The following is a 15,217-nucleotide window of genomic DNA, read 5'->3' as shown; positions in this document are numbered from 1 at the left end:
CCTAACTACTCCTTTTCATGAAAAATAGCATCCTTCTGATTATTGGATTGGTAATCAATCTGACTGCTTATAGTCAACAGCCGTTTTCGCATGGTCGCCTGAAGGTTTCCGATAATAAACGCTATCTGGTTCATCAGGACGGTACGCCTTTTTTCTGGCTGGGCGATACGGCTTGGGAATTATTTCATCGATTGAATCGCGAAGAGGCCGATCAATACCTAAAAAAACGGGCTGAACAGGGTTTTACGGTAGTTCAAGCCGTGGCGCTGGCCGAATTCGACGGGTTGAAAGAGCCGAATCCGTACAACGAAACACCACTCGTTGGCGATGACCCGACCAAGCCAAACGAAGCCTATTTCAAGCATGTCGATTACATTGTCGACAAGGCAGCGCAGTACGGTATTGTAATTGCGTTTCTGCCAACCTGGGGCGATAAACTATTTAAAAGTACATGGGGAAAAGGCCCTGAAATTTTCAATCCAACCAATGCTGGTGTCTATGGTCGCTACCTTGGCGACCGCTATAAGAACCGCGAAAATATCGTCTGGGTGATGGGTGGCGACCGCAATCCGCGCGATGGCTCGCAGGACGTAACAGTCTGGCGGGCGATGGCCGAAGGTATTCAGAATGCCGTTGGTGGAGCCGATAAAGCGTTGATTTCGTATCATCCACAGCCCAACGGAATGGACGGTGGTTCGTTGAAGTGGTTCAATAATGAGCCTTGGTTCGATTTCAACATGCATCAGAATGGCCATTGCCGGTTTACGCCTATGTATGACCACATTACGTTGTCGTATAACAGCCAGCCAACCCGGCCTACCATTGATGCCGAACCGATTTACGAAGACCATCCGGTTTGTTTCAATCCTAAAGATTTAGGTACGTCAAATGCTTACGATGTGCGCCTGTATGCGTATCTGGATTTGTTCGCAGGTGCTCACGGACATACGTATGGTTGTCATGACATCTGGCAGATGTACAGTTCGGCACGTCCTGCCGTAAATGGGCCGCATCTTTTCTGGCCGGAAGCCCTCGATTTGCCCGGAGCCAATCAGATGCGCTACGTTCGGAAACTGCTGACCGCCCGCCCCCAACTCGACCGTGTTCCCGACCAGTCGCTGGTTGTAGAGAATAATCTGGCATCTTCCGAACGGATTCAGGCTACGCGCGGCAAAGATTATGCATTTGTATATTCATCTGTAGGTAAACCATTTACGGTCAATCCGGGCAAGATTTCGGGCAAAACCATTACCGCTACGTGGTTCGACCCGCGTACGGGCAAAACCAAATCAGCCGGTACGTTCGATAACCAGAAAGCACAACAATTTTCGCCACCCACCAAAGGTTACGGTCAGGATTGGGTTCTGGTATTAGACGATGCCGCCAGGAATTATCAAACACTATAAAGAGTGATGAGTGATAAGTGATGAACGATGAGTTATTTGCTACGTTAAATTCATCGTTCATCACTTACCACTCATCGTTCACCACTCCTATGCGATCACTTTTGCAGGAACGCACGTATTCGCTAACGCTAACCATTTTGCTGGTTGGCGTTGGCGCGGCCATTACGTTCCCACAGACGTTTCCAACGTTTGGTAACTGGAGTCAACTCCTGCTGAATCTGAGCATCGACACCATTGTGGCGGTTGGCATGATGCTCCTGCTGGTATCGGGCGTTTTCGATCTGTCCGTTGGTTCGGTAGTCGCGTTTTCGGGTGGAGTTGCGGCTTATTCGATGATTACCCTCGGAATGCCGATGCCTTTGGCCCTGATTACGGCACTAGCATCTGCCGGTTTAGTCGGCCTGACAAACGGATACCTGATTGCTTACCAAGGCATTAACCCCATGATTCAGACACTGGCAACAATGGGTATTGTGCGCGGTGGAGCCTTATTGGTAAGTGGAGCCGGAATTCAGAATTTACCGTACTGGTTCAACGCCATCAGCCAATCGCGTTTGTTGGGTGTGCAAATGCCAGTATGGTACATGCTTTTGCTAGTGGCTACGTTTGCGTTTCTGATGAATCGGACCATTTTTTTTCGACGCTATTATTATATCGGCGGAAACGAACGAGCGGCTGATTTATCCGGGATTCGGGTACGTAACATGAAATTGTGGGGCTACGTACTGACCGCTTTACTGGCAGGTGTCGCAGGTATTCTGTTAGCTTCCCGGCTAGGAACGGCCTTACCAACAGCAGGCCGGGGATTAGAGTTGCGGGTGATTACAGCCGTAATTCTGGGCGGAGCCAGTTTGTCGGGCGGACATGGTAAAATTATTGGTGCGCTACTCGGAACCGTCTTTATGGGATTGGTCAGTAACGTAATGGTTCTGGCGCGCGTATCGGGTTACTGGCAGGAAATTATTCTGGGCCTGATTCTGATTGCGGCCGTCTGGACCGATAAAGCGCTTCAAAAACGGGGGGCACTCGCATGAAAAAACTCTTGATCCTTAGCTTACTAGCTCTTTCATCCTGCGAGCTTCCTCCTCGCCAGAATACCACGCGCACGGCCCTCAATACGGTTACCGACTCCACTACGTCCAGCACCGACGAAGAATACGTAATGGTGACGACTGCCGTTACGATGCCCATGTACATCCACCACGATCAGGCAACATTTCTGCGCTGGGGCCGTGAAAAAGGGGTAAAAACATCCATCCTCGGCCCTGCCGAATGGGACGTACCGGCGCAGATTAACGTAATCGAAGAAGTCATCGGCACTCGTCCGACCGGGCTGCTTATCAATGGTACAGACCCGGCCATTGGCCCGGTTATCGATAAAGCGGTGGCTGCCGGAATTCCAACGGTTGTCTATGATTCCGACATTCCGAACTCAAAACGGCACGCATTTCTAGGCACCGACTGGTACGAAATTGGTCAGATGCAAGGCAAGGAAATGGTACGTTTGCTCGGTGGCAAAGGTAAAATTGCCTACATGGGTATTCTTGGCCTGAACAGTATGGAAGCCGGTTTTCGGGGCCTTCTGGACGTAGTGAAAAAATACCCAGGCATTGAAGTTGTTGGTAAATTCGACGACAAATCGAATGTTGAAGAAGCGGCTCGTATTACGTCCGATCTGTTGTCGGCACACCCTGATCTGGCCGGGCTTTGTGGCTTCGACTCAAATTCCGGGCCGGGTATCGGGTTGGCCGTCAAGGAAGCAGGTCGAGTTGGAAAGGTGAAAGTCACAACCGTCGATTGGGAGCCGGAACATCTGCAACTGGTACGCGAAGGCGTTATTCAGATGCTTGCCGGGCAAAAGCGTGAACTCTTTACGTGGTATGGTGCGCAATTTCTATACGACATGGTTCACCAGACCAATAAGCTTTCGGGCAATGATGCGCAGGCAGGCATTATCAACGTACCAACGTCCGTAAATACAGGTTTGCTACGTATCACGAAAGAAAATGTTGATGCTTTTGGAAAGTAAAATTTGCTCACTATTAGCTACGTCATAAAAGGAAGGGCCCGGTCAAGTGACCGGGCCCTTCCTTTTATAATTCTATAGCGTAACACAATCGACTAAGGCCCTACGTTCCCTCCTACCTTTGTCAGCATACTGCTCATGGTGAAGGTAGTGCCCTGCGTTCCGGGAATGTAGGTTCCGCTGAGATACAAACCGTTGACAGATATTCCGTTGGTTACGCTTCCGCCCGTAAATACTTTGTAGCCTTTACTCACTTTTAGCTTCGGACTGGAAAACAGCATGGTTGCGTATGTTCTTGGAATCAGGAAAGTTAGCGTTTCAGCACCGTCACTCGATTGAAGATGAATTAATTGATTCTGCGTTCCACTTCCCAACATAACAGATGCCTGCGTACTGACGCTGGCCGTAGGCTGGCTGGTTGCCCCGCCAATGCCAACCAAAATTCCACCCGTTACTTTAAACGTATTCCGGTCGCAGTCGAAACCTTCTTCGGGTGCCGTTGAGCCTACCGCAATTACTTTACCTCCCGTCACGGTAATTTTTCCGTTCGAATCAATACCGTCGTTCGATGTAGCATAGGCATAAACCACACCACCATTAATATAAATGAACTTTCCGGCGTTGATGCCGTCGTCTTTCGATTTAGACGTAATCGTACCACCGTTAATGGTCAGTATACTCTTCGTTTCGATGCCTTCTCCGGCGCTGGACGTTACGTTAATTGTGCCACCATTAATGGTCATGTACGGATCAATTGTGGCGTCGGTATCGTAAGAAGCCGACAGTCCTTTGTCGACTACGTTGATGTTGAAGGTTCCGTTATTAATCACTACGTAGCCTTTTTCGCACTGAATACCATCGTTCGAAGCTGACGTAATGGTTATTTTTCCACCATCGGCAATAAAGGCGCTGTTGGTATGCACCCCATCCGATACGGCGCTGGTGATGGTGATATTTCCGCTAATCAGCCGCACGTAGTCGTCGCTGCAAATGGCATGTTTGTAATTTCCTTTTACCGAAAGGTTTCCGTTTCCACTAAAAATCAACTGGCCTTCGCTGAAGAACGTAGCTTTCATATCTTCGGTGGCGCTGGCAGCATACGTAGCGCCATCGGTCAGCGTATTGTTCGTATTATCGGCCAGCACCACAAACACCCGCTTGCCCGACTGGATATTAATTGCAGGGCCATCGGCATTCGTGATATTCACACCATTTAAGGTGAGCTTGAATTTCTTGTCGCTGTAAATCTTTACAGAACCATTGGCCGTCGTTCCCGACAGCACATACGCCACTTCCGACGCTGTAGCCGTAATCACCACATCGCCGTTTGTCTCGGTTATGGTTACGCCCTTACCAGCCAGCGGATTAGAAATGCTGACCGACGTACCGAAATTGATGGTTACGGTTGACGAAAATGTTGAATTGGCCAGCAAATCATCGACGTTGGCCGCTACGTCGGTGTTACCTTCTTTGGCACTCGACAATGTACTAACGCTATCAATCACAATCGATGTTGAGGAGGTCGACGTAGTAGTCGTACTGGTCGTTGGCGTAGTTGTGGTAGTTCCTCCAGGTGTTACGGTGGTTTCGGGTTTCGAACATCCGATCAGCGAAACCAGTGTACATATAAGTACTAACTGACTAATCCATAGCTTCGTAGCCCAGAGATTAGTAAAGGCATTTACGGTGAATGTATTTTTTCTCATCTATTGGTGTAACATATTAACTCTAACAATACCTTACGCCGATCACCGTTGGAATGTTGCTTGAGCAAGCACTTTTGAGGTAAACAACCTGATTGTATAGACGAATATTAATTCGGTTTTAGAAATCAATACGTAGTAATGTGCTGCTACGTAGCATGGAAGTTGGCCAATTGATTCATTTTCTTTCGTAATTCGCATTCAATAAACGTATTGTTGATCAGGGCATAAGGTTATGAACGAGTTGAAAACTGGTCAGTTTTATGGCCAAACGAACCAAACTGTTAAGCTCGGCAATCTGACGCTGACCGATACGGAGTATACGCACGACTGGGTCGACTGGCATTTTCATGAGAATGCCTATTTTACGTTTATTCTCGATGGGCGGGTACTGGAAGGCAATCGGAAAGAAACGTACCACTGCACGGCTGGAAGTCTACTCTTTCACCATTGGCAGGAAGCTCATTTCAACAGTAAACCCAAAGGATACACACGCGGATTTCACGTAGAAATCAACCCCGACTGGTTCAAAACCCACGATCTTCGAACTGACGCGGTTCAGGGAAGTCTCAATCTGCAAAATCCTCATCTGAAAACACTGATGTACAGCATCGTTAAGGAAACGAAGCTGTATAAAGGCGACGAAAGACTGGCTATAGATGCACTACTTGTCAAGCTTTTAAGTGAGATAAACCCGGCTCCCGAAAAGCCGTATCGAACCCAACCGGCATGGGTAAATCAAATCAGAACATTACTACACGATGCGCCGGACGTAGCATGGACACTTGAGCACTTGTCGAGCTACGTAGCGATTCATCCGGTTCACCTTTGTCGGGAGTTTCCGCGCTATTTTCATGCTCATTTAGGGGATTACGTTCGTACGCTACGTATCCAGAAGGCGCTCCCGCTATTGGTATCGCCAGAAATTCCGTTGACCGAAATCGCGCTGTCGTGCGGATTTGCCGATCAGAGTCATTTTATCCGTTCGTTTAAAGCGCAGCACAGCGTTACCCCATCGCAGTACCGGAAACTTTTAGTACGTGACGGCTCAGGTTAATTTCGTTCTATTTTCGAATTTTCCATTCATCGAGATTTGGGCAAAATTTCATTCGCAGTACAACAACAATACCTATGCGATTTATTTCAGTTTTATCCATTCTCCTTTTTAGTTATTGGTCCGCTGACGCTCAATCCAGCGATTTCGTTAAAAGCCAAGGTATTACCTCAGCCGTTCATCAGGCCAATGTTGGCAAAATCATATTCACCAGCAAAGCAATACCTACGGCCGATTTGAAGGCTGACGATTTCCTGAAACACTACAAACTCACGAATAAGAGCAACTTATTTATAACAGTGTTCATGGGCAACTCGCTCACGAATTATTTACACCCGTTAGCTCCTGATTTACAACCAGATTCGCTCGCCAAAGTGGGAAATTATCAGTTCAATTTCTACGTCGATAACCGACTTGTCTATCAGAGCAATCTTCATCCCGGCGCCCCCTACGCCAAACTGAAACATACCGAAACCATAATCAGTAAACCGCTTATCGACAATCAGCACGAAGGGAGTTGGTGGAGCCAGTCGGCCTGGAACCGATTTATGTATAACGGTGGTGATAGTGCTTTATCGGAAGGGCATCATCAGTTTAAATTTGAAATCAGACCGTATGTAAAACTGGCAGAGGTGAAGGTGGGCGAAACCATTGCGGTGGGCGAACTAGCGCTGGAAGTCAATCGAAAACCTCATTTAAACCTGGCAGATATTCAATTAGCCGCACCTAAACCTTATGCTGGTCTTCCCGTTTCTAGTGAATCATTCGACACCCAGGAAATCAAGAAACTCAAGGGCAACATCGACGCCGACGTATTCAAGCATATCACGAGCGTGGTTGTTATCAAAAATGGCAAGATATTGATTGAAGAATATTTCAACGGAGCCACTAGAGATTCGTTGCACGATGTTCGGTCAGTAGGTAAATCGTTTGCCTCTACGTTAGCTGGAATCGCGCAGGGTGAGGGACATTTGAAAAGCGAGAACCAACCTTTAGCCGATTTCTACGATTTAAAAACATTTTCGAATTACTCGCCCGAAAAAGCCAAAACTACGCTCAAGGAATTGCTCACCATGAGTTCGGCTTTCGATGGAAACGACAGTGAGATGAATTCACCCGGTAATGAAGAAAACATGTATCCTACGGCGAACTGGGTAAAGTTTGCGCTTGATCTGCCCGTAAAACCAACCAAATTCAACGGCGAGTGGCATTATTTCACGGCAGGCGTTGTGGTCATAGGCGACGTATTGAACAAAATCGTGCCCGGCAATCTCGATACGTATTCGAAGCAACAGCTATTTAATCCCTTGGGAATCAGCCAGTACAAATGGCAATACACGCCACAGCACGTAGCGAATACGGCAGGTGGAATCCAGATGAACGCACTCGACTTTGCAAAATACGGGCAGCTCTATAAAAACAAAGGAAAGTGGAACGGGAAGCAGATTATTCCGGCCGATTGGGTAACCAAAACGTTCTCAAAACACAAACCGATTCCGGGACGGAAGAATGAGTATTACGGCTATCTGTTCTGGAACAAAACCTATACCGTAAACGGCAAATCGTACGAAACGGATTACTGCACCGGAAATGGCGGCAATAAGATTTTTGTTTTCAAGGATCAGCCGCTTGTAGTGGTCGTTACAGCCACGGCATTTAATACGTGGTATGCCCACCCGCAGGTAGACCGAATGATGGAAGAGTATATTTTACCGGCTGTATTGAAATAAGCTTTTGTGCTACGTAGCGATTAATCCTATCCTGACCGTTACGCAGCCAAGGCATATAACGACTTTGTCACTACGTTACCTAAATGACTTTAAACGTTTCAGAATCGGCCAAACGGTTGGCTAGCAAAATTTTATTAGCTATCCATTAACTTGTGGGCATGAAACAATTGCTTTTAGGCGTTGCAGCCTCTTTTTTACTCATCAGCGAGGGAATCGCTCAATCAACAAACAATAGTTTACCACGTATCGCCATCGCTGGGTTAGGTATCGAATCCAGTACGTTCTCTCCGGCCGTTACGCACGAAGAAGCCTTTCATGCCCGTTACAGCGGTGAAGTTTTCAATGCGTATTCGTTTATGATGCCCGTTTCGCCACTACGTAAACAGGCTCTTTGGCTACCAGCCGTTGTTGGGAAATCATTACCGGGTGGGGCCGTTACGCGTGAAGCCTACGAATCGCTGGTTGGTAAAATGCTGGATTCGCTAAAAAAATACATGCCTTACGATGGTTTGTATTTCGATATTCACGGCGCCATGAGCGTAAAAGGGCTTGATGATCCCGAAGGCGATTTAATCACGCGAATCCGTAAGGTTATCGGCTATAAAACGCTCATTTCTACGTCGATGGATTTGCACGGCAACGTATCGTGGCGGCTGGCGCAAAACACCGATTTAATGACTTGCTACCGTATGGCTCCGCACGAAGACGCTATGCAAACCAAAGAACGGGCCGTCGTTAATCTTCTGGAACGTATCAAAAGTGGCAAAGGAAAACCCGCTTACAAAGCCCTGATTACCGTACCGATTCTGCTCCCCGGCGAAAAGACAAGCACACGTATCGAACCCGGCAAAAGTCTTTATCAGGACGTAACACCACTCTCCGATAAACAGGAAGGGGTGGTCGATGGAGGCATCTGGATTGGTTATGCCTGGGCCGATGAACCACGTAACCACGCGGCTGTAATGGTGGTAGGCGACGATAAAACCAAGGTGACGCAATCGGCTGAAAAACTGGCACAAAACTTCTGGAATGTACGGTCGAAGTTTGGGTTTGTAGCCCCAACCGGTACGTTGGACGAAAGCCTGACAAAAGCTATTTCGAGTTCAATACGTCCGTTTTACATCAGCGATACCGGCGACAACCCGACAGCCGGTGGTGCTGGCGACGTAACGTGGACGATTACGCAGATTCTAAAGAACCCCGCCTTTAAAAAACCGGATGGCCCTACCCTGCTCTATGCGTCGATTCCAGACCCTGAATTCATCAAAAAAGTAATTTCGGCGGGTGTCGGCGGACACGTAACGGGTAAAGCTGGAGCCATTGTCGATTCACGTTTTGCCGGACCTGTCGCCCTCGACGGAACTGTTGAAGCGATACACTACGGCGACAAAGATGCCGAAGTAGAAGCCGTAGTAAAAATAGGCAGCGTTCACGTTATTGTTACCAAAAAACGGAAACCCTACCACGAAGAAAAGGATTTTGTCCGGCTAGGGCTCAATCCTCGCAAAGCCGATATTGTGGTTGTCAAAATTGGCTATTTACAGCCCGAATTATATGAAATGCAGAAAGACTGGATTATGGCGCTGACGCCCGGCGGTGTTGATCAGGATTTGTTCCGGCTTAAGTACAACCGCATTCAGCGCCCCATGTTCCCGTTCGATGCCGATATGAAAACACCCGATTTGTCGGCTAAGCTCGTGCCCGTTTCCGGTGCAACAAAGTAGTGTTCCTTGTAGTTGTCGGAAGGTACTTATGAGCAGCTAATTAGTCAGTCGGTAAACAATGCCGGCTGATTAGCTACTGAAATAATTCGTATCTCTTAATCCGTTAGGTTTCAGGTAAATGTATTGCCCTGCTACGTCGATGATGATGTTGAATCGTTTCAATAGATCGCCACCGATAATGCTCATTTTCTGCCGACCGATAGAACCAGAGAAAAAGCCGACCGGAACGCTTGTTAATGTCTCATTACCGACGCGAAAACTGGGTAGAATAGCCCGTTTTGTTTTCAGTACGTTACCAAACGAATCTTTCAATTCTTTCTCGCTGATAACCGTCAACGTCTCATCGATTTTATTGTCTTTCACGAACGTATCGTCGAATAAAACCGCGCCGGAATACCCAGAGTGGAGCAGAAATTTATTCTTGATAATACGTCCGCCCAATTCACAACCCGCTTCGACAAAGAGCATCTCGTTCTCAATAATCAATTTCAGCTTTTCATACGTACCAACGTTTTCGGGCAGACCTGAATGCAATCGTATTTGTTTCTTGTCGAAGTCTAATTCAATGATTTTATGGGCAAAGAGGTCAATTCCGAATTTTCCGTCTGTTTCCAGTCCTGAGTTTTTATTTTCCCAAATCGGTACGTCATGCCAGTGCAACTCGCCGAGTTGAATCGTATTACTTTTACTATATCTCGACGTATTACCGCCACCTCCCCAGCTTTTTACGCTATCGGCACCCGCGAAATTTATCGTCTTAAGTTGTTTGACAGCTTCTTCGGTCAACGTAACAGCATTGGCCGCCGTATGAAACATCAAACGGACAGTATCTCGTTGATTAAGAACTGTTTGTACTGAGATATTATTGAAATTTGTTAGCCGAAAAGGAATACTATAATTTCCTGCAAGCGGTTGATTTTTATCCTGACTAAATGCTAAATGACTGCCAAATGTTAGCAGTAGCAGTAGGTAAAGTTCACGTATCAGCATCATTAGTTAATTGTTTATCATTTCTGAATCGTTAACGTACGTAGCACCCTCAAAAGGTAATCATTTCATGAATTACCGACTGTACCGCTTATTCTGAACAACTACTAACTTACGGCGGTTAGCTTTCAGAATAAACCGATTCATCCGTGCCTGCTTCAGTTTCTGCTACATCGTTGCCTAATAAATGGATTATTCTGGGTACAGTCATGTTTGGTACGTTCATGTCGACGCTCGACAGCAGTATCGTAAACATTGCCTTACCCACTATTCGTCGGGAGTTAAACGCAGGAGATGGCGTTGAATGGGTTGTACTGTGCTATCTGCTGACAACAACCAGTACGTTGCTGATCATGGGCAAACTTTCGGATTGGATCGGTCGGCGGCAACTCTATATCACTGGTTTTTGCGTGTTTGTATTTGGCTCATTTCTGTGCGGGCTGGCCTGGAATTTATGGTCGCTTGTGGGGTTTCGGGTGTTGCAGGGGCTGGGTGCCGCTATGATTTTCGCAATTGGCCCGGCAATTATCGGCGATGCGTTCGCACCAAACGAACGTGGACAGGCAATGGGATTTATGGGTTCTGTAGTGGCGGCTGGCTCAAGTGCCGGACCAGTTATTGGTGGTTTATTACTGGGTGAGTTCGGCTGGACAAGTATTTTCTGGGTGAACGTACCGATTGGCTTACTAGCAATCTGGCGAGCCTGGACTATCCTCCCCGAAAGCCCTAAAGTAAGTGGCCAACGATTCGATCTGGTAGGCGCTGGTTTATTTCTGGTCGGTGTTGTTACGTTGCTGACAGGACTGGATTTCGGGTCAGAACCACACTACGGCTGGGGTAGTAGTCTGGTGTTAGGATTGCTGGTCGTTGGTGCTACGTTGCTAGTCGTTTTTCTGCTTTGGGAAATGCGTGTCAGCGAGCCTATGCTACGTCTGAGTTTATTCCGGATCTGGCCCTTTACGTCAGCTATTCTCGCAGCTTTTTGTGGCTTTGTGGCATCGGGCGGTAATCTGTTTGTCATTCCTTTTTTTCTCCAGCAGTTATTGGGTCTGAATCCTGAGCAAGCCGGGTTGATATTGCTGGCGGGGCCGCTAACCCTAAGCATTGTTGCGCCATTGGGTGGCTACCTTTCCAGCCGCGTACCTACGCGCTTGGTATCTACAATTGGGTTATTGATTACGGCCTGTGGCTATTTTGCGTTTTCGTTTCTCGATGCAAGTTGGGACTGGAAAGATGTTATCTGGCGCAGTTCGCTGGTCAGTTTGGGATTTGGTCTTTTTCAATCGCCTAACAGTAGTAGTGCTTTAAATTCGGCCCCCTTGTTGCAAAGAGGAATTGCCAGCAGCATGATTGCCTTTATGCGAAATCTGGGTTTTGTGATTGGCATTGCGCTGGCGGCTACGGTCTGGCACAGCACACGAAATCAGTATGCAATGACGCATAACGTAGTACCAGAAACGACTGAAGCTCAACTCCTTGGTATGCACTACGCTTACCTGGCAATGACGGCATTAATTCTATTAGGTGCTTTCTTATCGTTTACACGTGGGAAACCTTCTGTTATGACTTCTCCTACTGTGGCAGACATCAATACAAATCAATGATTTGACCGAAAATCCCACTAAAGAATATTGAAAAAGCCGGATTTTATCCGGCTTTTCAGGTTTTACTACGTTCATTTCTGCGAGCTCTATTTATGGGCTGATTAATAACCGTGCACCATTTTCCCATAGAATAGGTACCGACGTATCATAGATAAGCTTTCTGGCGTATGCATTATAATTTACGGGTACTGTCACAGCGTGATTTATCCGAACAACATCTCCACTAACGGGTATTCGATTACAAGACCACGTATCTGGGTTAGCCCACGAACCACTCTTGATTGTATATTGTGAAACACAAGGAGTTGCTGCTTGAAAAAAAGCAGAATTTGAGAACGCAGAACTATCAGTACGTGAGCAGATACTTCTTACCTGCCATTCGTAACGGGCAAGATTCGTTAGACCAATCAATTGATAACTACCATGCCCGTTTGTGGCGGTTAAGCTATTGATAATAGTCCAGGTCGATGCACCTTCTAATCGCCATCGAAGCTGGTATTGTGTTGTATCCGGTGTTGTTGCCGCAAACCAGTTCGCTGTAGCGGCCGTAGCTGAAATAGCTGTAGTCGATACAGGTACAGGCACAATACATGGGCCTGGTACATAGAAAGCGGTAAACGTAGCATTGCTGTTGGGAATCGTCATCCGGCTGGCCGAATCAAGCGGAATCGACCAATGATCAAAATAATAGACGATGTTGTTAATTGTTCGTGTTGCTGGCGCCGTAAGCCCTACTTTCATACCAGACACAAAGGAGCGGGAATAGGGGGTAGTAATCGGTTGTCCATCCAGAAATAGTGGTTGGTTAGCCGGAACAGTTGCAAAAGAGAGATTGACTACGTTGGGAATTACATCAACATAGGTTGAGCTAGTCCCTCCACCCGAATCATGAACAGTTAGTATAATTCGATAAAAAACATTGGCAGACGTTTCTCCATGATTAGGAATTGTGTACTGGCCATTTTTCGTTCCAATGGCGATAGGTGGACTATCATGAAAATGGGTATCATGGTGTAGTTCCACTCTCCATACAAAAACACTGTCGGGCAGTATTCCATCTTCGGCATCTGTGGCTGAACCGGAGAAGGTAATTACATCACCTGCACGATATACAGTATGATTAAGCGGTAAGTCGATGGTAGCTACTGGCAAAAAATCGGCAGTAGTGAGTGTTAATGTTGCCGAGTCACTTAAAACACTCCCGGCGCCATTTGTAACGAACACACTATATCGGCCCGAATCAGCCCGTGCAGTCACAGGAATGGTATAACTATAGGATGTCGCCCCGCTAATATCGACACCATTTTTTCGCCATTGAAACGTAAACGGAGTTGCGCCCGATACAGAAACGAAAAATTGTGCTCTTCGCCCTTCTGGCACCGTAACATTTATAGGGTTACGTGTGATTGCAGGTGCTGTTTCTGTTGTATATATAATTTTATAGAGTGCTCCGGTTCTGCTAAGGAAATAGAGATTACCGTCTGCACCAACAGTTAACCCAACAGGCATTCCTGGCAAATTTGCAGCAAACAACGTGGGTGTGATTATAGAATCTGTTAGGCTCAGCGTATTAATTGCACTGGTGCAAAAATCCTGGTAAAAATATTTGCCAGCCAATTCAGCCGGGTAAGACGTAGTATTTGGTTTGAAAATCAAGCCTCCTGTAATGGCGCATCTAGACTCTGTGTGTGGATAGGCAAATACTGGGTTTTCATATTCCGGATCATTACTATACCCTTCTGCATACGGCCAGCCAAAGTTAATGCCACCTACAGCGGCCTCGTTGATTTCCTCCCAACTACCCTCACCGACATCATTAATAAATATCTGTCCAGTCATTTGGTCAATCGAAAAGGTAAATGGATTTCTCAAACCATACGCCCAGATTCGCTTACGTTGTTCGGAGCCCGTTTTAAACGGATTATCAGTTGGCACACTCCCATCTGGATTGATTCGCAGAAGTTTACCCAAATACGTATCCAGATCCTGCGATTTAGGTGGGTCATGGCTCTCTCCTACCCCAACATATAGCTTACCATCAACACCAAAGTGCATGGCACCTCCATTATGTTGCTCAACGTGAGGAAGTGGATCAAGATCTAAAATAATTGTTTCACTTCCAGCTAATGCTACGTCTCCATCGGCAATGAAGCGGCTGATACGATTACGGTAGGATGAGGGAGAATCGTTTACCGTATGGTATAGGTATATATAATTGTTCGTCTCGAAATTAGGATCTACTGCTACTCCTGTCAGACCCGCTTCTCCGGCAGATACAACATTTAGCTGCACAAAAGGTGTAGGCAATAACGTACCATTTTTAATCACACGCAGCTTACCATCCTGCTCTGCTACGAAAATACGACCATCAGGCGCAAAAGCCATAGCGGTTGGATTGCTAAGTCCATCAGCCACCAATACCTGACTAAACCCTGACGGGTAAAGTTCATATTGCGCATACGCCGATTGGACAGCGATCAGAAACATACATAGTACAACACATGAACAGTAGTACCTTTTAATGATTGATTGCAAACAGGCTAAGCCAAACAAAAGCTTAACGCTCTGGCAGGAAAAGTGTATCAAATTGTGAGTGGAATTAAATAAATATAAAAAACTTGCCTAAAATCGCTATCACACCAACATTCCTATTCTGCTATTTTGGCCGCAAGAACACCACTTACCTAGCTAGTTGAGAATAAGATCAATTCGTCTCACTCGTTATCGCCCTACCTATATAGGATGCTCACAAAGGTAGGCATAACAAAAAAAATACTTACAATTAAGTACGCTTCTGGCAGGTTTAGTGTGGCATCACACTTCATAAAAATTTTACGAAACATTTACAAAAATACGGCATTGGCATCGTATTTGGCGTGTTTATTGAGTTTATGGCTTAACTTTCAACTAAGCCTTTCCTCTCCATTTTCAAGTTTTCTAATTGTTTTTTAAGGAAAATCTAATGGCTCTCTAAGGACAGCGC

General features: G+C 46.5%; 10 protein-coding genes. 7 read left to right on the top strand and 3 right to left on the bottom strand.

The genetic code is table 11. The features are described from left to right. The first annotated feature begins 17 nt into the window (after positions 1-17). Genes ACYVD4_RS24575 through ACYVD4_RS24565 form a run of 3 tightly spaced genes read left to right on the top strand, consistent with a single transcriptional unit; the run spans position 18 to position 3,435 of the window. A complete protein-coding gene (locus ACYVD4_RS24575; protein ID WP_460950237.1) occupies positions 18-1,406 on the top strand; it encodes a glycoside hydrolase family 140 protein in 1,389 nt (462 codons plus the stop codon). A 20-nt stretch (positions 1,407-1,426) separates the two neighbouring features. Next, positions 1,427-2,440, top strand: a complete 1,014-nt coding sequence (locus ACYVD4_RS24570) for an ABC transporter permease (protein ID WP_460950236.1) — start codon at positions 1,427-1,429, stop codon at positions 2,438-2,440. Next, positions 2,437-3,435, top strand: coding sequence for a substrate-binding domain-containing protein (locus tag ACYVD4_RS24565; protein WP_460950234.1), 999 nt, complete (start codon positions 2,437-2,439; stop codon positions 3,433-3,435). Before ACYVD4_RS24570 ends, ACYVD4_RS24565 begins: the two co-directional genes overlap by 4 nt. A gap of 92 nt (positions 3,436-3,527) precedes the next feature. On the opposite strand, the gene ACYVD4_RS24560 is transcribed toward ACYVD4_RS24565, so the two are convergent. After that, on the bottom strand, positions 3,528-5,138 hold the full coding sequence (locus ACYVD4_RS24560) for a carbohydrate-binding domain-containing protein (protein ID WP_460950232.1): 1,611 nt from the start codon (positions 5,136-5,138) through the stop codon (positions 3,528-3,530). Positions 5,139-5,370: 232 nt separating this feature from the next. Here ACYVD4_RS24560 and ACYVD4_RS24555 point away from each other — a divergent pair, with 232 nt between their 5' ends. The 3 genes from ACYVD4_RS24555 (at position 5,371) to ACYVD4_RS24545 (ending at position 9,643) form a co-directional block, all read left to right on the top strand. Continuing rightward, the gene (locus tag ACYVD4_RS24555) at positions 5,371-6,192 is read left to right on the top strand and encodes an AraC family transcriptional regulator (RefSeq protein WP_460950231.1); all 822 of its coding nucleotides are present in this window, start codon (positions 5,371-5,373) and stop codon (positions 6,190-6,192) included. Between the two features lie 74 nt (positions 6,193-6,266). Then, a complete protein-coding gene (locus tag ACYVD4_RS24550) occupies positions 6,267-7,919 on the top strand; it encodes a serine hydrolase domain-containing protein (RefSeq protein WP_460950230.1) in 1,653 nt (550 codons plus the stop codon). A gap of 158 nt (positions 7,920-8,077) precedes the next feature. Then, positions 8,078-9,643 carry a M81 family metallopeptidase gene (locus ACYVD4_RS24545; RefSeq protein WP_460950228.1) on the top strand — a complete coding sequence of 522 codons (1,566 nt, stop codon included), beginning with the start codon at positions 8,078-8,080 and terminating at the stop codon, positions 9,641-9,643. Positions 9,644-9,712: 69 nt separating this feature from the next. Here ACYVD4_RS24545 and ACYVD4_RS24540 read toward each other — a convergent pair whose 3' ends face one another. Beyond that, entirely contained in the window at positions 9,713-10,633 is a 921-nt protein-coding gene (locus ACYVD4_RS24540) for a retropepsin-like aspartic protease (RefSeq protein ID WP_460950704.1), read from the bottom strand. A 146-nt stretch (positions 10,634-10,779) separates the two neighbouring features. Here ACYVD4_RS24540 and ACYVD4_RS24535 point away from each other — a divergent pair, with 146 nt between their 5' ends. Further along, complete coding sequence (locus ACYVD4_RS24535; RefSeq protein ID WP_460950226.1) at positions 10,780-12,234, top strand: MFS transporter; 1,455 nt, start codon at positions 10,780-10,782, stop codon at positions 12,232-12,234. Positions 12,235-12,324: 90 nt separating this feature from the next. Here ACYVD4_RS24535 and ACYVD4_RS24530 read toward each other — a convergent pair whose 3' ends face one another. Then, positions 12,325-14,721, bottom strand: a complete 2,397-nt coding sequence (locus ACYVD4_RS24530) for a PQQ-dependent sugar dehydrogenase (RefSeq protein ID WP_460950224.1) — start codon at positions 14,719-14,721, stop codon at positions 12,325-12,327. Between the last annotated feature and the right edge of the window lie 496 nt (positions 14,722-15,217).

Source organism: Spirosoma daeguense (assembly GCF_054776875.1).
This window is presented reverse-complemented; position numbering and strand designations above follow the sequence as displayed.